The sequence below is a fragment of the Pseudomonas oryzihabitans genome (genome assembly GCF_006384975.1).
GTDB classification, from domain to species: Bacteria; Pseudomonadota; Gammaproteobacteria; order Pseudomonadales; family Pseudomonadaceae; genus Chryseomonas; species Chryseomonas psychrotolerans_B.
In genome coordinates this window covers 4,101,604-4,119,759 of record NZ_CP021645.1, presented here as the reverse complement: position 1 = coordinate 4,119,759, position 18,156 = coordinate 4,101,604, and the positions used below count along the sequence as shown (strand labels likewise).

Here is an 18,156-nt window from a genome sequence, read left to right as displayed (position 1 = left end):
CCTCGTGGCGAGGAAAACGAAAGGTCGGGTGCACAGCGCGCCGGTCTACTACCGGCCAAGACGAAATCAGGCGCGCCAGCGCCAACGGGCCAGGGCCTTGATGACTTTCATCCATGCTCGCGAGGAGCCTGTGCGGGTGACCACCACGATGCGATCTCTTGCTCTTGGGGTGAAGGGCCACGTTAGCCTAGCCGGCGCGGCAAGGCAACCGGCCGGCCACGCCTGACGCTAGATGAACAGCTCGCGCAGATCGTCGACCACCAGGTCGGGTTGCTCGTTGGCGATGGGCTCACCGTGATTATAGCCGTAGCTCAGCGCCACGCAGCGTACCCCGGCCGCGCGGGCGGCGCGGATGTCGTTGCGCGAGTCGCCAATGAACAGAGCCTGCTCGGCAGACACGCCGGCCTTGTCCATCACCAGCAACAGGCCCGCCGGATCGGGCTTCTGCTGCGGCAGGGTATCGCCGCCGACGATCCAGTCGAAGTCACCCAAGCCCATGTCGGCCAGCAGCGGCGCGACGAAGCGCTCCGGCTTGTTGGTGATCACCGCCAGGCGCACGCCCAGGGTGCGCAGCAGCGCCAGGCTGTCCAGCACGCCGGGATAGACGCGGGTCAGGGCATGGCTGCCACCATAGAGCTCCATGAACAGCGCCAGGGCGCGGTCGGCCGCGGCATCGTCCACGGCGTCGTGCTGCATGTCATCGGCCAGGGCACGGCGTACCAGCACCCGGGCGCCATTGCCGATCCACAGGCGCACCTTGGCCAGACCGGCTGGCGCGCGGCCCAGCCGTTCGAGCATGGCGTCCACCGCCGCGGCCAGGTCCGGCGCGGAATCCAGCAGGGTGCCATCGAGGTCGAACATCACCAGTTCGGGCGGATGACCACCGCCGAGCCGCACCAGGGCACTCATACCGACTGGGCCTTGGCTAGCTCAGCACGCATCGCCTGGATCACCGCAGCATAGTCCGCCTGGCCGAAGATGGCCGAGCCGGCGACGAAGGTATCGGCCCCGGCGCGGGCGATCTCGCCGATGTTCTTGACGTTGACGCCGCCATCGATCTCCAGTCGGATCGGCCGCCCCGAGGCGTCGATAAGGGCCCGCGCCTCGCGCAGCTTGTCGAGGGTGCCGGGGATGAACTTCTGGCCACCGAAGCCGGGGTTGACGCTCATCAGCAGCACCATGTCGATCTTGTCCATCACGTACTTGAGGGCGTCCAGCGAGGTGGCCGGGTTGAACACCAGACCGGCGCGGCAACCGCCGTCCTTGATCAGTTGCAGGGAGCGGTCGATATGCTCGGAGGCTTCCGGGTGGAAGGTGATGTCGGTGGCGCCGGCCTCGATGAAGTCGCCGATGATGCGATCCACCGGCTTGACCATCAGGTGCACGTCGATGGGGGCGGTCACCCCGTAGTTGCGCAGCGCCTTGCAGACCATGGGCCCGATGGTGAGATTGGGCACATAGTGGTTGTCCATCACGTCGAAATGGACCATGTCGGCACCGGCGGCGAGGACCCTGTCAACTTCTTCGCCGAGACGGGCGAAATCGGCGGACAGGATCGAAGGAGCGATGGCGAAGGGTTGCATGAGGAAGAGCCTCGGCTGGGGTGAGTGGCAGCATTGTAACGAAGATCCGCGGGATGCCGCCGCGTTCCCGCTGCCCAGCCGGCCTGAACGGCGGTAGGCTCGGCGGGGTCCATCGCTGACCTCTGCCGTCCATCCGTTCGAGGAAGTCCATTCGATGTCATCGTCATCCCTGCGGCTGCGCGCCGGAGCCTTGCTCCTGCTCGCCCTGGCCGCCTCCGTGCAGGCCGAAGAGGCACCGCCGGCAGCGGAAACTGCCCCGCCCGCCCAGACGGCTACCCTCGCCCCCGCCCCGACGCGCAGCGCCGAACAGCAGCAGGCCTTGGAACGCGAGCTGCCGGCCGAGCAGCAGAAGCAATTGCGCGCCGGTGATGAGAGCTTTCTGGCGCTGCTGCGCCCGTCGGTCCCGGCCAAAGCCCGCGGCATCCTGATCCTGGTGCCGGGCGACGGCGAATCCGCTGACTGGCCCAACGTGGTGGCGCCGCTGCGCAACGACCTGCCCAACTATGGCTGGGACACCCTCAGCCTCAGCCTGCCCGATCCCTACGACCCTCTGGCCGCGCTACGTCGCACCACCGCCCCGGCGGACAGCGACGCCCAGGCCAATGCCGAGCAGACGGCGCCGCCGGTGACTGGCGGCAGCGGTACGGCGCCGACGCCCCAGACCCAGGCCGAAGCCGGCTCCGGCGAACCGGCCCAGGCGGCCACCGCGCCGGTCGATCCGGAAGCCCTGGCCAACGCCCATGCCGAGCAGGTCTTGGCCCGTGTTGCCGCCGGCATCGATTTCGCCCTGCAACAGGGCATCAAGCCCATCATCCTGGTCGGCCACGGCACCGGCGCCTACTGGGCCGCGCGTTACCTGGCGGAAAAGGAACCGAGCGACGTTCATCAACTGGTGCTCATCGACGGTAGCGAGCCGCAGGGCATGCCGCCGCGGCTGGTCGCCACCATGGGCAAGAAAGATCTGCAGATCGCCGACCTGGTGCGCCATCCGGATGTGGCGGCCGCCGTGAATCGCAAGGACCGCGCCTCGCAGAAGGCCAACAAGAACTACCGCCAGATCGAGTTGCCGGTGCACTTCGGTGACCGCGCCGACGAACAGCAGCAGATCATGCGCCGCCTGCGTGGCTGGCTCGACCACCTGCCTGCCGCCCCCGCGGCTAGCGAAAGCCCCGCCGGGTCTTGATCAACTGGTAGGCGGCGTGCAACTCGGCGGTACGTTGGGCAGCGGCATAGACCGCCGACTGGCCCGCCCCGGCACCGGCCTTCTTGTCGGGATGATGACGGCTGAGCAGCCGGCGATAGGCCTGCTTCACCGTGGCCGCGTCGGCATCCTCGGTGACGCCGAGCAGTTGCAAGGCCTGGCGATAGTTTTCCGCGCTGCTGGGCTGCCGCGGCGCGGTCTGCACCGGTGGCTGCAGGGCCAGCACCTGGGCTTCGGCGAAGCCCATCGCCTGGCCCCAGCCAAGGATCTCGTCGCGGTCGCCAGGTCTGACGCTGCCGCTGATCCAGACCATGCGCCAGCAGGATTTCAGGATGTTCTCGCCACGCTCGCTGAGTCGCTGCAATTCGTCCGCCGATGGCAGCGTGCCGCCTTTGCCCTGCTCGAAGGCGGCGATGGCGCGTTTGCGGTCGTCCGTCCCCAGGCCCAGGCGCTCGATTTCCCCCTCGGCCTGGCGGATATGCGCGGTAAGTACCCGGCCACCACGCTTGGCCAACCGCCCGAGCAGCTGGAATTGCGCCTGGTGCTCGAATCGGCCGGGGCGGCGCTGCCAACGCGCCTTCCAGCCGACCAGGGAGGTCAGCCCCAGCTTGCGCTCCGCCGCATGGGCGAGCAGCGCCACCAGCAGCGCCCCGGGAATGCTGGCCACGGCCCAGCCGGCCAGGAAACCCAGCAGCGTCAGCGGCCAGAACCAGAGTCTCACGGGGCGGTCCCGAACAGCAGCTCCGCCTCGGCCAGGCGCTCCAGGGTGCCGACGTCCACCCAACGCCCGTCCAGTCGCTCACCGGATACTCGCCCGGCGGCGATGGCCGGGCGCAGCACGTCGACCAATTTGAAGGCTCCGGCCGTATAGCCTTCGAATAACTGCGGATGCAGCACGGCGATACCGCTGTAGGTGAGCTTGGTCGTGGCCTCCGAGGTAATCCGGCCACCCACCAGGCCAAAATCGCCGACCGGGTGATGGACGGGATTGTCGACCAGCACCAGATGCGCCAGGCAGCCGGCTGGCAGGGCCAGGCTGGCGAAGTCGAAATCGGTGCGGATATCGCCATTGACCAGCACGAAGGGCTCGCTGCCGAGCAATGGCAGCGCCTGGAAGATGCCGCCACCGGTCTCCAGCGGCTCCCCCTCGGCGGAGAAACGGATGGTAACCCCGAACCGGCTGCCATCGCCCAGGGCGGCTTCCAGTTGCGCGCCCAACCAGGCATGGTTGATCACCAAATCGGTAATGCCCACCGCGGCCAGCGCCCGGATGTGATGTTCGATGAGCGGGCGACCGTTCACCTCGATCAACGGCTTGGGCAGGCTCAGGGTCAGCGGCCGCATCCGCTCGCCCTTACCCGCCGCCAGGATCATGGCCTTCATGGGTCAACTCGCTCGGCATGCAATTCGTCCAGCAGCCGGCCCAGGTCGGCCAGCTCCGGCCGCCGCGCCACCACGGTGCGGATATAGGCGAGAAAGCGCGGTGTATCGGCGACATAGCGCGGCTTGCCATCGCGATGCCAGATACGGGCGAAGATGCCCATCACCTTGAGATGGCGCTGCACGCCCATCAGATCCGAGGCGCGCTGGAAGTCGGCGAAGTCGGCCTGCACCGGCACCCCGGCGCTACGCGCCTGCTCCCAGTAACCCAGCAACCAGCGCTGCACCAGCGGTTCCGGCCAGCTCAGGAAGGCATCCTTGAACAGGCTGGTGATGTCGTAGGTCACCGGGCCGATGACCGCGTCCTGGAAGTCCAGCACGCCCGGATTGGGCGTACTGAGCATCAGGTTGCGCGGCATGAAGTCCCGATGGACCAGCACCTGCGGCTGCGCCAGGGCGCTTTCGATCAATACCCGGCAGATGGCCTGCCAACGCTCGAGCTGGGTAGCACTGAAGGTCCGCTCCAGCTCGCGACCGACGTACCACTCGGGAAAGAGGCCAAGCTCACGCGCCAGCAGAGGCTCATCGTAGAGCGGCAGACTGCCGTTCGTCGGTTGTTTGGTCTGAAAGGCCAGCAGCGCCTCGATGGCGGCCTGGAAGTAATCGTCGGCGTTCGTCGCGTTGATCACTTCCAGATAGGTCAGGGTGCCCAGGTCACTCAGGAGCAGGAAGCCGCGCTCCAGATCCTGTGCCAGGATACGCGGCACATGGACCCCGGCAGCCGCCAACAGACCGGCCACCTGCACGAACGGACGGCAGTCCTCCTGCGGTGGCGGGGCATCCATCACGATCAGGCTGCGTCCCTCGCCCGCCCAGCGGAAATAGCGGCGAAAGCTGGCATCGCTGCTGGCCGCGGTCAGGCTGCCGACAGGCACCTCCCCCCAGGCCTGCTCCCGGAAAATTTCCGGCAAAACGCTGGTCAGCCAGTCTTCTATCTGGTTTAAGCGAACATCTTCAGTCATTTACAGCGGATCCCCCGGCCCTAGCCGATGCGCAGGTCATGTTTTATTATCCGCTATCTTTTTGAGCCCATCGAGAGGCCGCGGCCCCTTAATGGCCGGCGTGCAGGACGACTTTAAGGATGGCCGTGAAAACCCCCGCGTTTCGCAGAAAATTTCCCCTCTTGGTAACCGGCAGCCTGCTCGCCATGCAGCCCGTCACCGCCCTCATCGCCGCGCCCGCCGAACAGTTCAACTGTACTGCCGGTGCGGGTGGTGGCTGGTCATGCGGCACCCTGGCGCCGACGACGGCACTACCGCCGCGCCCCAGCAAAGGCGAGACCCAAGGCGTCGCGGCGCAGCCGGCCGCTCGCCAGGGTGACGACGCCGTCCTGGTCACCGAGAGCAAGGGCCGTGCCCTGAAGTCCCGCAGTGCCGACTACAGTCACCTGGACTGGGTCCCGCGCGACCAGCTCACACCGGCCCAATTGGCCGAGACCGCGCCCTACTGCAGCGGTGCCTATGTCGAGCCGCAGCGTCCGGGCATGTACGACAACACCCCCACCTCTAAGGCCCCGACCTACATCTCCGCCAAGGCCTCGCGCTACGAGCAGGAGCAGCAGGTCGCCACCCTCGCCGGTGACGTGGTGCTGCGCCAGGGCGGCATGCAGGTGGAATCCCAGGAAGCCAACCTGCACCAACTGGAGAATCGCGGCGAGCTCAAGGGCAACGTCAAATTCCGCGACAACGGCGTGCTGATGGTGGGCGACAAGGCCGACCTGCAGCTGGACAACGGCCAGGTCCAGATCGACAACGCCGAATTCGTCATGCACCAGAACCATGCCCGTGGCAGCGCGCTCTACGCCAAGCGCGGCGACGACGCCATCATCCGCCTCAAGGATGGCACCTACACCACCTGTGAACCGGGCAGCAACGCCTGGCAGCTCAAGGGCAACACCGTCACCCTGAACCCGGCGACGGGCCTGGGCTACGCGACCAACGCCACCCTGAGAGTCAAGGACATCCCGGTCCTCTACACGCCGTTCATCTATTTCCCCATCGATGACCGCCGCCAGTCCGGTTTCCTCGCGCCCTCGATCAGCACCTCCAGCGACACCGGCTTCGCGATCACCACGCCCTACTACTTCAACCTGGCGCCCAACTACGACGCCACCCTCTATCCGCGCTACATGGCCAAGCATGGCCTGCAGACCGAGGGAGAGTTCCGCTACCTGACCCATAGCAGCGAAGGCCAGGTGTACGGCTCCTACCTCAAGGACACCGATCCCGAGCACGCGGGCGAACCGGAAGCCACCGACAACCGCTGGCTGTACGGCTGGAAGAACCGCAGTGGCCTGGATTCACGCCTGCTGGCCGAGGTGGACTACACCCGCATCAGCGATCCCTACTACTTCCAGGACCTGGACACCGACCTCGGCATCAACAAGCCGACCTACGTGAACCAGCAGGGTCGCCTGACTTATCGCGGCGACAACTTCACCGCCGCGCTGAACATGCAGGCCTACCAGCTGGCGACCGTTTCCGACGTGACGCCCTACAACCGCCTACCGCAGCTGACCGTCAATGGCGCCCTGCCCTACCACCCGGGTGGCCTGGACTTCACCTACGACACCGAGGCGGTGCGCTTCGAGCGTAGCTTCGACGACAACACCTATTTTGACATCGATGAAAAAGGCAATCGGACCAACTTCCGCACTCGCCCCGACGTCAATATCTTTGGTCTGGCCCGCGCCAACGGCAACCGCTATAACTTGGCGCCCGGCATGGCCCTGCCCATGACCCAGAGCTGGGGCTTCCTGACGCCAGCAGTACGCTACTACTACACCCAGTACGATCTGGATCTGGATAGCAAAGGCGTCAGAGATCTCGGCGGTTCGTACGATAAGACCCCAAGCCGTGAAGTCCCCCTGTTCAGCCTGGACAGCGGCCTCTACTTCGACCGTAGCTCTAACCTATTTGGCGAAGGCGGCAAGCAGACCCTGGAACCACGTGCCAAGTACCTCTATGTACCTTATCGCGACCAGAGCGACATCCCAATTTTCGATACTGGCGAGAACACCTTCAGCTACAACGCTCTATGGCGCGACAATCGCTTCACTGGTACCGATCGCATCGGCGATGCCAACCAAGTCGGCCTGGGTGTCACCAGCCGCTTCATCGAGCCCAACGGCTTCGAGCGTGCCAATGTAAGTCTCGGCGAACTGTTCTACTTCCAAGATCGCGAGGTCCAACTGCCGGGCTTGGAAAACAACCTGCCTGACGATGCCACCACCTCGCGCTCACCCTATGCCCTGGCCGGTATGTATCGCTTCAACCGCGACTGGCGCTTGAATGGCGAATACAACTGGGACCCGATACTACGTCACACCGACTCGGGCAGCCTGATGTTTCACTATCAGCCGGAGGCCCAGCCGGGCAAGATCCTGAACGTCGGCTATCGCTATCGTGACAATGTACGGGTCTACGATCCGAACCTGGGTCGCTTCACCTACAACAGCAACGATTACAAGATCGACCAGCACGACATCTCCTTCATCTGGCCGATCGTGCCGCAGTGGTCGGCCATCGCCCGCTGGCAATTCGACTACAACAAGAGCCGTACCCTGGAGGCCTTCGGCGGCTTCGAGTACGACAACTGCTGCTGGAAACTACGTCTGATCAGCCGCTACTGGCTCAAGAGCGAAGACGACGTCTACTACACATCGCAGAGCTCCGAAGCCGACCGCGGGATCTTCCTGCAGATCGTGCTCAAGGGACTCGGCAACGTCTTCGGCGGCAAGACCGAAGGTTTCCTGGACAGAGGCATTCAAGGCTATCGTGAACGTGAAGACCAAGCTATGTAACGCCCTGCGCCCGCTCGCCCTGGGCGCGGCGCTCGTTCTTACTCCTCTGGCTCAGGCTGCCGTGGTACCGCTGGACAAGGTCGTGGCCATCGTCGACAACGACGTGGTCATGCAGAGCCAGCTCGATCAGCGTCTCAACGAGGTCAAGCAGAACATCACCCGCCGTGGCGCTTCGGCGCCGCCGGACAGTGAACTACGTCAGCAGGTGCTCGAGCGCCTGATCCTGGAAGACATCCAGTTGCAGCTGGCGCAGCGCATGGGCATCAAGATCTCCGACGAGGAGCTCAACCAGGCCGTCGCCACCATCGCCCAACGCAATGGCCTGAGCGTGGCCGAATTCCGCCAGGCGCTGGCCCGTGACGGTCTCTCCTACGACGCCGCCCGCGAACAGGTGCGCCGCGAGATGATGATCAGCCGGGTGCGTCAGCGCCAGGTCGGTCAGCGCGTGCAGGTCACCCAGCAGGAAGTGCAGAACTTCCTCGCTTCGGACCTGGGCAAGCTGCAATTGTCCGAAGAATATCGCCTGGCCAATATCCTGATCCCGGTGGCTGACAACGCCGGTACCGCCGGCCTGGATGCCGCTGCCCGTCAGGCCCAGGATATGTACAACAGATTGCGCCAGGGCGCCGACTTCAACCAGTTGGCCATCGCCCATTCGGCCGGTGACAACGCCTTGGACGGCGGCGAGATCGGCTGGCGCAAGGCCGCCCAATTGCCGCCGCCCTTCGACCGTCTGATCGGCAGCGTGGGCGTCGGCGGTATCACCCAGCCCGTGCGCGTACCTGGCGGCTTCGTGATCCTCAAGGTGGAAGAGAAACGTGGCGGCGAGGCGACCATCGTCGACGAAGTCCACGTCCGTCACATTCTGCTCAAGCCCAACGCCATCCGTAGCGACGAGGAAACCCAGCGTCTGGCCGCGCGCCTGCGCGAGCGCATCCTGAACGGTGAAAGCTTCGCCACCCTGGCCAAGAGCTTCTCGGAAGATCCGGGTTCCGCGCTCAATGGCGGCGACCTGGGCTGGGTCAATCCGGAATCCCTGGTCCCGGAATTCCGCGAAATCATGAACAACTCGCCGGTCAACCAGCTGTCGCAGCCGTTCCGGACCTCCTTCGGCTGGCACATCCTGGAGGTCCTGGGGCGTCGGGCGACCGACAACACCCAGCAGGCCCGCGAGCAGCAGGCGCTCAATCTCTTGCGTAACCGCAAGTACGACCAGGAGCTACAGACCTGGTTGCGCCAGATTCGCGACGAAGCCTACGTCGAGATCAAGCAGTAATCCCCCAGGCCGCAGGCATCCCCTGCGGCCTTTTCGTTTCAGGAGCTGTGCATGGTCCTGCGCTTCGCCCTCACCCCCGGTGAACCCGCCGGTATCGGTCCCGATCTCTGCCTGTTGCTCGCCCGTGAGGCCCAGCCGCATGCCCTGATCGCCATCGCCAGCCGTGAATTGCTGGCCGCGCGTGCCGGCGAGCTGGGACTGACCATCGAGTTGATCGGCGTGGGGCCAGAAACCTGGCCGACTAGTCCGGCTCCGGCCGGTGCGCTCTATGTATGGGATACACCACTGGGCGCACCGGTCAGCGCGGGCCGGCTCGACCAAGCCAATGCCGCCTACGTCCTGGAAACCCTGACCCGCGCCGGCCAGGGCTGCCTCGACGGGACCTTCGCCGGCATGATTACCGCCCCCGTGCACAAGGGCGTGATCAACGACGGCGGCGTGGCCTTCTCCGGCCATACCGAATTCCTCGCCGAGCTGACCAACACTCCGCAAGTGGTGATGCTGCTGGCGACCGCCGGCCTGAGGGTGGCCCTGGTCACCACTCATCTGCCGCTGCGCGACGTGGCCGATGCCATCGACCGCAAGACCCTGCTCGAGGTGACCCGCATCCTGCACGGCGACCTGCAACGCTATTTTGGCGTCCAGCGCCCGCGCATCCTGGTCTGCGGGCTCAATCCCCATGCCGGCGAAGGTGGGCATCTGGGGCGCGAAGAGATCGAGATCATCGAGCCGGCGCTGGCAAGCTTGCGTGCCGAGGGCCTCGACCTCGTCGGTCCGCTGCCGGCGGATACCCTCTTCACCCCCAAGCATCTTGATCACTGCGATGCGGTGCTGGCCATGTACCACGACCAGGGTCTGCCGGTGCTCAAGTACAAGGGCTTCGGTGCGGCGGTCAACGTGACCCTCGGCCTGCCGATCATCCGTACCTCGGTCGACCACGGCACCGCCCTGGACCTGGCCGGCAGTGGAAAGATCGATACCGGTAGCCTCAAGGTCGCCCTCGATACCGCCTATAGCATGGCAGCCCATCGCCGTTCGGCGACCTGACCGCTCCGGCTGCGACCAAGGGTCTGCTAAACTGGCAGGTCTTTGCCGTCTTGAAATCGCAGGCCCGGTGCCTGCGCCGGAGCACCTGATGACCGAGCTCTACCAACACCGCGCCCGCAAGAGGTTCGGCCAGAATTTCCTGCACGACGCAGGGGTGATCCATCGCATCCTGCGCGCCATCCACGCGCGACCCGGTGAGCGGCTGCTGGAAATCGGCCCGGGCCAGGGCGCCCTGACCGAAGGCCTGCTCAGCAGCGGTGCCCATCTCGACGTCATCGAGCTGGACCAGGACCTGATCCCGCTGCTCAAGCTCAAGTTCGGCCTCAACCCGCTGTTCACCCTGCACCAGGGCGACGCCATGAAGTACGACCTCGCCAGCATCGCCGGCAAGGATCGCCTGCGGGTGGTGGGCAACCTGCCCTATAACATCTCCACCCCGCTGATCTTCCACCTGCTCAGCTTCGCCGACGTCATCGCCGACATGCACTTCATGCTGCAGAAGGAAGTGGTGGAACGCCTGGCCGCGGTGCCCGGGAATGGCGACTGGGGAAGGCTGTCGATCATGGTGCAGTACCACTGCCGGGTGGAGCACCTGTTCAACGTAGGTCCCGGCGCCTTCAATCCTCCGCCCAAGGTGGACTCGGCCATCGTGCGCCTGGTGCCCCATACCGAGCGGCCCCACGTGGCCCGTGATCCGGCCCTGCTCGAACGTGTCGTCCGCGAAGCCTTCGGCCAGCGCCGCAAGACGCTCAGGAACACCCTCAAGGGCACCCTGGACAGCGCCGCCATCGAGGCCGCCGATGTCGATCCCGGCCTGCGCCCCGAGCAGTTGGACCTGGCAGCCTATGTACGCCTGGCCAATCAGCTGGCGACCCACTGAGTCCTTCCCCGAATCCTTGCAGAGATCCCCGCCGTGACCGAGCCCGATCCGCGCTACCTCATCACCGTGCAGGTCACCACCCGCTACCTGCCCGAGCAATCCAGCACCAGCCAGGAACGCTATGCCTTCGCCTACGACGTGAGCATTCGCAACGACGGCAGCCTGCCGGCGCAGTTGCTCAGCCGCCACTGGATCATCACCGATGGCAACGGTGAGGTACAGGAAGTCCGCGGACCGGGCGTAGTGGGTGAGCAGCCGTTGATCGCGCCGGGAGAGACCCATAGCTACTCCAGCGGCACCCTGATGCCGACCCAGGTGGGCAGCATGAGCGGCAGCTACCAGATGGTCGCCAGCGATGGCCACCGCTTCGAGGCCGCCATCCCCACCTTCCGCCTGGCCGTACCCGGCTCGCTGCACTAGGAGTCCCGATGACGCTGTACGCCGTGGGCGACCTCCAGGGTTGCCTCGACCCGCTCAAATGCCTCCTCGACGAGGTCCGCTTCGATCCCGCGCAGGACCGCCTCTGGCTGGTGGGCGACCTAGTCAATCGCGGCCCGCAGTCGTTGGAAACCCTGAGATACCTGTACGCCCTGCGCGATTCGGTGGTCAGCGTCCTGGGCAACCACGACCTGCACCTGTTGGCGGTAGCCCTCGGCGGCGCCAAGCTGAAGAAGCAGGACACCCTGGCCGACATCCTCGCCGCACCGGATCGCGACGAACTGCTGCATTGGCTGCGCCATCTGCCCCTGATCCAGCACGATGCCGAGCGCAACTGCGTGCTGGTCCACGCTGGCCTGCCACCGCAGTGGACGCTCGGCCAGGCGCTGGGTCTGGCCGGCGAAGTGGAAGCCGTGCTGCGCGATGACCAGGCCCATGTGCCCTTTCTCGAACAGATGTATGGCAACGAGCCGGCGCTCTGGCAAGATGAACTGCAGGGCCAGGAGCGCCTGCGCCTGATCACCAATTACCTGACGCGCATGAGATTCTGTAGCCCGGAAGGTCGTCTGGAATTCAAGAGCAAGGAAGGCCTGGACAGCGCCCCGGTCGGTTTCGCCCCCTGGTTCAGTCACGAACACCGGCTGACCCGCGACGTGCGGATCCTCTTCGGCCACTGGGCCGCGCTCAAGGGTCGCTGCGCAGCGCCCAATGTCGAAGCGCTCGACAGCGGCTGCGTCTGGGGCGGCGACATGACCCTGCTCGACGTCGACGGCAATCACCGTCATCTCTGCAGTTGCAAGGAGAAGAAATGAGCGAATTCACCTGTATCTCCCCCGAGCGAGCCCTGGAACTGCGCAGCCAGGGCGCGCGGATCGTCGACATTCGCGATCCGCACAGTTACGCCACCCTGCACGTCGCCGGGGCGCAGCGAGTCGACAACCAGAACATTCACGATTTCATCGCCGCGGCCGATCTCGACGAGCCGCTGCTGGTGTTCTGCTACCACGGACATTCCAGCCAGAGCGCCGCAGCTTTCTTCGCCGGCCAGGGCTTCAGCCAGGTCTACAGCGTCGACGGCGGCTTCGAAAACTGGCGCACCCTCTATCCCGACGAGACCGCCAGCGGTCAGGCCTGAGCCTACACAAAGGCTGCTGCGCGTCGGCCAAACGGCGTTGGAAATGGCCTGGGTCGCCAGCCCGGTCGGAATGCTCATTTACCCTATGTAAACTCCGCTTCCTTAGCCATTTCCGCCTTGTTTGGCTCTAGCTCGCGAGCCTTTGAGCAGGCTCTGAACGCACGAGCGGGCCATTAACACAGACGATTGACGTTGTGGTTACAAGAATAAACCGAATTGGCTCTTCCACATCTCGCAGATAGGACTATTCTGGAATCAGGCCCTCCGGAAACGGCGGGCTCGATAACCGGCTTTGGACCATCGGTGTAACCACTGGAGATTCGGGGGAATTCCAGGGGGACCGTCTCCATCGGTCTCCTTCGTGCGTCTCTCGAAACCCAACCCTACTGTGCAGGCTGTAAGGATCGATTAGGCAAGACGACAGCGAAGGTAGTGCAGACGTTATCGTTCGTCGCCCGGCGTGACCGCTCCCCACCGGCAGCAAGGCAAGGCTCCAGGCATCGATTCCAAGCTGGTCCAGGGTATCCAGCGAGGAGACGTCATGAGCATTTTCAGTCACTTCCAGGAGCGTTTCGAAGCGACTCGTCAGGAAGAGTATTCCCTTCAGGAATACCTTGAGATCTGCAAGAAGGATCGTACCGCCTTTGCCAGTGCCGCCGAGCGCATGCTCATGGCCATCGGCGAACCCGAACTGGTGGACACCACCAGCGACTCACGTCTATCGCGCATCTTTTCCAACAAGGTCATTCGCCGCTACCCGGCTTTTGCCGACTTCCATGGCATGGAAGACTGCATCGAGCAGATCGTGTCCTACTTCCGTCATGCGGCGCAGGGCCTGGAAGAGAAGAAGCAGATCCTCTATCTGCTCGGCCCGGTGGGCGGCGGCAAGTCGTCCCTCGCGGAGAAACTCAAGCACCTGATCGAGAAGGTTCCCTTCTACGCCATCAAGGGCTCGCCGGTGTTCGAATCGCCCCTCGGGCTGTTCAATCCGGACGAGGACGGCCAGATCCTTGAAGAGGACTATGGCATTCCCCGCCACTACCTGCGCAGCATCATGTCGCCCTGGGCGGCCAAGCGCCTGCAGGAATTCGGCGGTGACATCAGCAAGTTCAAGGTGGTCAAGCTCTACCCCTCCATCCTCAACCAGGTCGCCATCGCCAAGACCGAACCGGGCGACGAGAACAACCAGGACATCTCCGCCCTGGTGGGCAAGGTGGACATCCGCAAGCTGGAGGAATACCCGCAGAACGACGCGGATGCCTACAGCTATTCCGGCGCCCTGTGCCGCGCGAACCAGGGCCTAATGGAATTCGTGGAGATGTTCAAGGCCCCGATCAAGGTCCTGCACCCCTTGCTGACCGCGACCCAGGAAGGCAACTACAACAGCACCGAAGGCCTCGGCGCCCTGCCCTACAGCGGCATCATCCTGGCCCACTCCAACGAATCCGAGTGGCACACCTTCCGCAACAACAAGAACAACGAGGCCTTCATCGACCGGATCTACATCGTCAAGGTGCCCTATTGCCTGCGCGTCTCCGACGAGATCCACATCTACGACAAGCTGCTGATCAACAGCTCCCTGGCCAACGCTCATTGCGCCCCGGACACCCTGAAGATGCTGGCCCAGTTCTCGGTGCTCTCGCGCCTCAAGGAACCGGAAAACTCCAACATCTACTCGAAGATGCGCGTCTATGACGGCGAGAACCTCAAGGACACCGATCCCAAGGCCAAGTCGATCCAGGAGTATCGTGACAGCGCTGGCGTCGACGAGGGCATGAACGGCCTGTCGACCCGTTTCGCCTTCAAGATCCTTTCCCGGGTGTTCAACTTCGACGCCAACGAGGTGGCGGCCAACCCGGTGCACCTGCTCTATGTGCTGGAGCAGCAGATCGAAGCCGAGCAGTTCCCGGCCGAGACCCGCGAGCGCTACATGAGATTCATCAAGGAATACCTGGCGCCGCGCTACGTGGAATTCATCGGCAAGGAGATCCAGACCGCCTATCTCGAGTCCTACAGCGAATACGGCCAGAACATCTTCGACCGCTATGTGCTCTACGCCGACTTCTGGATCCAGGATCAGGAATACCGCGATCCGGAAACGGGTGAGATCCTCAATCGCGCCTCGCTCAACGAGGAACTGGAGAAGATCGAGAAGCCGGCCGGCATCAGCAATCCGAAGGATTTCCGCAATGAAATCGTCAACTTCGTGTTGCGGGCCCGTGCCAACAATAACGGCAAGAATCCGAGCTGGCTGTCCTATGAGAAGCTGCGCGCGGTGATCGAGAAGAAGATGTTCTCCAACACCGAGGAGCTCTTGCCGGTCATCAGCTTCAACGCCAAGGCCAGCAAGGAAGACCAACAGAAGCACAGCGACTTCGTCACCCGCATGGTCCAGCGCGGGTATACCGAGAAGCAGGTACGGCTGTTGTCCGAGTGGTATTCACGGGTACGCAAGTCGCAGTAAGGCAGCCTGAGGCTGAACCCGCGACGGCGCGCCAGACGCGTCGTCGTGGCGTCCTGCAATAGCCCGGAGGGCCTGTATGAGTTACGTCATCGACCGGCGTCTAAACGGCAAGAACAAGAGCACGGTGAACCGCACGCGTTTCCTGCGGCGCTACCGTGAGCACATCAAGAAGGCGGTCGAGGAAGCCGTGAGCCGGCGCTCCATCACCGACATGGAACACGGCGAACAGATCAGCATTCCTGCCCGCGATATCGACGAACCCGCCCTCTACCAGGGCAAGGGCGGACGCCAGACCATCGTCCACCCGGGCAACAAGGAATTCGTCAGCGGCGAACGCATCCCCCGTCCCCAGGGCGGCGGTGGCGGCCAAGGCCAGGGCAAGGCCAGCAACAGCGGCGAAGGCATGGACGAATTCGCCTTCCAGATCACCCAGGACGAATTCCTCGACTTCATGTTCGAGGACCTGGAGCTGCCCAACCTGGTCAAGAAGCAGCTCACCGGCACCGACACCTTCAAGACGGTGCGCGCAGGTATCAGCAACGAGGGCAACCCCGCCCGCATCAACATCATCCGCACCCTGCGCGCCTCCCATGCCCGGCGCATCGCCCTGTCCGGCGGTAGCCGCAACAAGCTGCGCGAAGCCAAGGCCGAACTGGCGCGGCTGCGGGTGGAGGAGCCCGACAACCTGGGCGACATCCAGGCGCTGGAAGCCGAGATCGAGCGGCTGCGCGCGCGCATCGACAAGGTGCCCTTCCTCGACACCTTCGACCTCAAGTACAACCTGCTATCCAAGCAGCCCAGCCCCAGCTCCAAGGCGGTGATGTTCTGCCTGATGGACGTCTCCGGCTCCATGACCCAGGCCACCAAGGACATCGCCAAGCGCTTCTACATCCTGCTCTACCTGTTCCTCAAGCGGAACTACGAGCGCATCGAGGTGGTGTTCATCCGCCACCACACCAGCGCCAAGGAAGTGGACGAGGAGGAGTTCTTCTACTCCCGCGAAACCGGCGGCACCATCGTCTCCAGCGCCCTCAAGCTGATGCAGGAGGTCATGGCCGAGCGCTATCCGGTCAACGAGTGGAATCTCTATGCCGCCCAGGCTTCCGACGGCGACAACTGGAACGACGACTCGCCCATCTGCCGGGAGATCCTGACCAAGCAGATCCTGCCGTTCATGCAGTACTACACCTACGTGGAGATCACCCCGCGCGAGCATCAGGCCCTGTGGTACGAATACGAGAACGTCCGCGGCAGCTTCCCGGATTCCTTCTCGCAGCAGCAGATCGTCTCGGCGGGTGACATCTACCCTGTGTTCCGCGAACTGTTCCAGCGGAGACTCGTGTCATGAAACGTGAACCCATCTCCACCGGCTCGGAGTGGACCTTCGAGCTGATCCAGACCTACGACCGGGAGATCGCCCGGATCGCCAAGCGCTATGCGCTGGACACCTATCCCAACCAGATCGAGGTAATCACCGCTGAGCAGATGATGGACGCCTACGCCTCCGTCGGTATGCCCATCGGCTACAACCACTGGTCCTACGGCAAGCACTTCCTGCACACCGAGAAGCACTACAGCCGCGGCCAGATGGGGCTGGCCTACGAGATCGTGATCAACTCCGATCCCTGCATCGCCTATCTCATGGAAGAGAACACCGTGACCATGCAGGCGCTGGTGATCGCCCATGCCTGCTACGGCCACAACAGCTTCTTCAAGGGCAACTACCTGTTCCGCACCTGGACCGATGCCAGCTCCATCATCGACTACCTGGTGTTCGCCAAGCAGTACATCACCCAATGCGAAGAGCGCCACGGCATCGATGCCGTGGAAGACCTGCTGGACTCCTGCCATGCCCTGATGAACTACGGCGTGGACCGTTACAAAAGGCCCTACCCCATCTCCGCCGCCGAGGAACGCCAGCGGCAGAAGGAGCGCGAGGAGCAGTTGCAACGCCAGGTCAACGACCTCTGGCGCACCATTCCCAAGCTGCCGGGCAAGGAAGCGCTGGAGGAAGGCGCGCGCTTCCCCGCCGAACCCCAGGAAAACATCCTCTATTTCCTGGAAAAGCATGCACCCCTGCTGGAGCCCTGGCAGCGCGAAGTGATCCGCATCGTGCGCAAGATCGCCCAGTACTTCTATCCGCAGCGCCAGACCCAGGTGATGAACGAGGGCTGGGCCACCTTCTGGCACTACACCCTGCTCAACGACCTCTACGACGAGGGCCTGGTCACCGACGGCTTCATGTTCGAATTCCTGCAATCCCACGCCGGGGTGATCTATCAGCCAGGTTTCGACAGCCCCTACTACAGTGGTATCAACCCCTACACCCTGGGTTTCGCCATGTTCCGCGACATCCGCCGGATCTGCGAAAACCCCACGGAAGAGGACCGTCGCTGGTTCCCCGACATCGCCGGCAGCGACTGGCTGGCCACCGTCACCTTCGCCATGAAGAGCTTCAAGGATGAAAGCTTCATCCTGCAGTACCTCTCGCCCAAGGTGATCCGCGACCTCAAGCTGTTCAGCATCCTCGATGACGACCAGCGCGACGAACTGGAAGTGGCGGCCATCCATGATGACGGCGGTTATCGCCTGATCCGCGAGCAACTCGCCGCTCAATACAACCTAGGCAACCGCGAGCCCAACGTGCAGATCTGGAATGTCGACCGCCGCGGTGATCGCTCCCTCACCCTTCGCCACTTCCAGCACGACCGCAAGCCGCTGGGCAACTCGACGGAAGAGGTGCTGCGCCACCTGCACCGGCTGTGGGGCTTCGACATCCGCTTGGAAAGCATGAGGGGCGAAGACGTTGCCCAGAGCTTCCACGTTCCACCGCGTCACGAGAGCCGCGAGCATGACCGGCGCCTGGATCTGGCTTCGCCGATCTGAGCCA

Annotated in this window: 16 protein-coding genes; 11 read left to right on the top strand and 5 right to left on the bottom strand. The window is 64.1% G+C overall.

What is annotated here, in order from left to right; genetic code table 11:
• Window positions 1-228 precede the first annotated feature (228 nt).
• Together CCZ28_RS18490 and rpe are read right to left on the bottom strand one after the other, a co-directional pair.
• Window positions 229-909, bottom strand: a complete 681-nt coding sequence (locus CCZ28_RS18490) for a phosphoglycolate phosphatase (RefSeq protein WP_140220318.1) — start codon at window positions 907-909, stop codon at window positions 229-231.
• Window positions 906-1,583 (bottom strand): ribulose-phosphate 3-epimerase, encoded by a 678-nt coding sequence (gene rpe / locus CCZ28_RS18485; RefSeq protein ID WP_140220317.1) that lies wholly within the window; start codon window positions 1,581-1,583, stop codon window positions 906-908. Before rpe ends, CCZ28_RS18490 begins: the two co-directional genes overlap by 4 nt.
• Window positions 1,584-1,737: 154 nt before the next feature.
• Here rpe and CCZ28_RS18480 point away from each other — a divergent pair, with 154 nt between their 5' ends.
• On the top strand, window positions 1,738-2,766 hold the full coding sequence (locus CCZ28_RS18480; protein ID WP_140220316.1) for a DUF3530 family protein: 1,029 nt from the start codon (window positions 1,738-1,740) through the stop codon (window positions 2,764-2,766).
• Here CCZ28_RS18480 and CCZ28_RS18475 read toward each other — a convergent pair.
• The 3 genes from CCZ28_RS18475 to CCZ28_RS18465 are packed head-to-tail and all read right to left on the bottom strand — an operon-like array spanning window position 2,741 to window position 5,186.
• Complete coding sequence (locus CCZ28_RS18475; protein ID WP_140220315.1) at window positions 2,741-3,505, bottom strand: DnaJ domain-containing protein; 765 nt, start codon at window positions 3,503-3,505, stop codon at window positions 2,741-2,743. The genes CCZ28_RS18480 and CCZ28_RS18475 overlap by 26 nt on opposite strands.
• Window positions 3,502-4,167 carry an N-acetylmuramate alpha-1-phosphate uridylyltransferase MurU gene (gene murU, locus CCZ28_RS18470; RefSeq protein WP_140220314.1) on the bottom strand — a complete coding sequence of 222 codons (666 nt, stop codon included), beginning with the start codon at window positions 4,165-4,167 and terminating at the stop codon, window positions 3,502-3,504. Before murU ends, CCZ28_RS18475 begins: the two co-directional genes overlap by 4 nt.
• Complete coding sequence (locus tag CCZ28_RS18465) at window positions 4,164-5,186, bottom strand: aminoglycoside phosphotransferase family protein (RefSeq protein WP_140220313.1); 1,023 nt, start codon at window positions 5,184-5,186, stop codon at window positions 4,164-4,166. The genes murU and CCZ28_RS18465 overlap by 4 nt, the downstream gene beginning before the upstream one ends.
• 119 nt (window positions 5,187-5,305) lie before the next feature.
• On the opposite strand from CCZ28_RS18465, the gene CCZ28_RS18460 reads away from it, so the two are divergent.
• The 10 genes from CCZ28_RS18460 (at window position 5,306) to CCZ28_RS18415 (ending at window position 18,152) form a co-directional block, all read left to right on the top strand.
• Complete coding sequence (locus tag CCZ28_RS18460) at window positions 5,306-8,026, top strand: LPS-assembly protein LptD (RefSeq protein ID WP_140220312.1); 2,721 nt, start codon at window positions 5,306-5,308, stop codon at window positions 8,024-8,026.
• On the top strand, window positions 8,007-9,302 hold the full coding sequence (gene surA / locus CCZ28_RS18455) for a peptidylprolyl isomerase SurA (RefSeq protein ID WP_140220311.1): 1,296 nt from the start codon (window positions 8,007-8,009) through the stop codon (window positions 9,300-9,302). The genes CCZ28_RS18460 and surA overlap by 20 nt, the downstream gene beginning before the upstream one ends.
• A gap of 51 nt (window positions 9,303-9,353) precedes the next feature.
• Window positions 9,354-10,349, top strand: a complete 996-nt coding sequence (gene pdxA, locus CCZ28_RS18450; protein WP_140220310.1) for a 4-hydroxythreonine-4-phosphate dehydrogenase PdxA — start codon at window positions 9,354-9,356, stop codon at window positions 10,347-10,349.
• 88 nt (window positions 10,350-10,437) lie between these two features.
• The gene (gene rsmA / locus CCZ28_RS18445; RefSeq protein WP_140220309.1) at window positions 10,438-11,229 is read left to right on the top strand and encodes a 16S rRNA (adenine(1518)-N(6)/adenine(1519)-N(6))-dimethyltransferase RsmA; all 792 of its coding nucleotides are present in this window, start codon (window positions 10,438-10,440) and stop codon (window positions 11,227-11,229) included.
• Between the two features lie 33 nt (window positions 11,230-11,262).
• Window positions 11,263-11,649 carry a Co2+/Mg2+ efflux protein ApaG gene (gene apaG / locus CCZ28_RS18440; RefSeq protein WP_140220308.1) on the top strand — a complete coding sequence of 129 codons (387 nt, stop codon included), beginning with the start codon at window positions 11,263-11,265 and terminating at the stop codon, window positions 11,647-11,649.
• An 8-nt stretch (window positions 11,650-11,657) separates the two neighbouring features.
• Window positions 11,658-12,479: a symmetrical bis(5'-nucleosyl)-tetraphosphatase gene (locus CCZ28_RS18435; protein ID WP_140220307.1), complete on the top strand. Its 822-nt coding sequence runs from the start codon at window positions 11,658-11,660 to the stop codon at window positions 12,477-12,479.
• Window positions 12,476-12,802 (top strand): thiosulfate sulfurtransferase GlpE, encoded by a 327-nt coding sequence (gene glpE / locus CCZ28_RS18430; RefSeq protein ID WP_140220306.1) that lies wholly within the window; start codon window positions 12,476-12,478, stop codon window positions 12,800-12,802. Before CCZ28_RS18435 ends, glpE begins: the two co-directional genes overlap by 4 nt.
• Window positions 12,803-13,343: 541 nt before the next feature.
• A complete protein-coding gene (locus CCZ28_RS18425) occupies window positions 13,344-15,266 on the top strand; it encodes a PrkA family serine protein kinase (RefSeq protein ID WP_140220305.1) in 1,923 nt (640 codons plus the stop codon).
• Window positions 15,267-15,342: 76 nt separating this feature from the next.
• On the top strand, window positions 15,343-16,614 hold the full coding sequence (locus tag CCZ28_RS18420) for a YeaH/YhbH family protein (RefSeq protein WP_140220304.1): 1,272 nt from the start codon (window positions 15,343-15,345) through the stop codon (window positions 16,612-16,614).
• Window positions 16,611-18,152, top strand: coding sequence for a SpoVR family protein (locus CCZ28_RS18415; RefSeq protein WP_140220303.1), 1,542 nt, complete (start codon window positions 16,611-16,613; stop codon window positions 18,150-18,152). Before CCZ28_RS18420 ends, CCZ28_RS18415 begins: the two co-directional genes overlap by 4 nt.
• Window positions 18,153-18,156 lie beyond the last annotated feature (4 nt).

What these genes read in the sequence shown, in the direction of transcription:
- CCZ28_RS18465 (WP_140220313.1), bottom strand. Translation starts at nt 5,186, where the DNA reads ATGACTGAAGATGTTCGCTTAAACCAGATAGAAGACTGGCTGACCAGC.
- rsmA (WP_140220309.1), top strand. Translation starts at nt 10,438, where the DNA reads ATGACCGAGCTCTACCAACACCGCGCCCGCAAGAGGTTCGGCCAGAAT.
- CCZ28_RS18425 (WP_140220305.1), top strand. Translation starts at nt 13,344, where the DNA reads ATGAGCATTTTCAGTCACTTCCAGGAGCGTTTCGAAGCGACTCGTCAG.
- CCZ28_RS18460 (WP_140220312.1), top strand. Translation starts at nt 5,306, where the DNA reads ATGGCCGTGAAAACCCCCGCGTTTCGCAGAAAATTTCCCCTCTTGGTA.
- CCZ28_RS18415 (WP_140220303.1), top strand. Translation starts at nt 16,611, where the DNA reads ATGAAACGTGAACCCATCTCCACCGGCTCGGAGTGGACCTTCGAGCTG.
- pdxA (WP_140220310.1), top strand. Translation starts at nt 9,354, where the DNA reads ATGGTCCTGCGCTTCGCCCTCACCCCCGGTGAACCCGCCGGTATCGGT.
- murU (WP_140220314.1), bottom strand. Translation starts at nt 4,167, where the DNA reads ATGAAGGCCATGATCCTGGCGGCGGGTAAGGGCGAGCGGATGCGGCCG.
- CCZ28_RS18435 (WP_140220307.1), top strand. Translation starts at nt 11,658, where the DNA reads ATGACGCTGTACGCCGTGGGCGACCTCCAGGGTTGCCTCGACCCGCTC.
- glpE (WP_140220306.1), top strand. Translation starts at nt 12,476, where the DNA reads ATGAGCGAATTCACCTGTATCTCCCCCGAGCGAGCCCTGGAACTGCGC.
- rpe (WP_140220317.1), bottom strand. Translation starts at nt 1,583, where the DNA reads ATGCAACCCTTCGCCATCGCTCCTTCGATCCTGTCCGCCGATTTCGCC.
- CCZ28_RS18490 (WP_140220318.1), bottom strand. Translation starts at nt 909, where the DNA reads ATGAGTGCCCTGGTGCGGCTCGGCGGTGGTCATCCGCCCGAACTGGTG.
- CCZ28_RS18420 (WP_140220304.1), top strand. Translation starts at nt 15,343, where the DNA reads ATGAGTTACGTCATCGACCGGCGTCTAAACGGCAAGAACAAGAGCACG.
- CCZ28_RS18480 (WP_140220316.1), top strand. Translation starts at nt 1,738, where the DNA reads ATGTCATCGTCATCCCTGCGGCTGCGCGCCGGAGCCTTGCTCCTGCTC.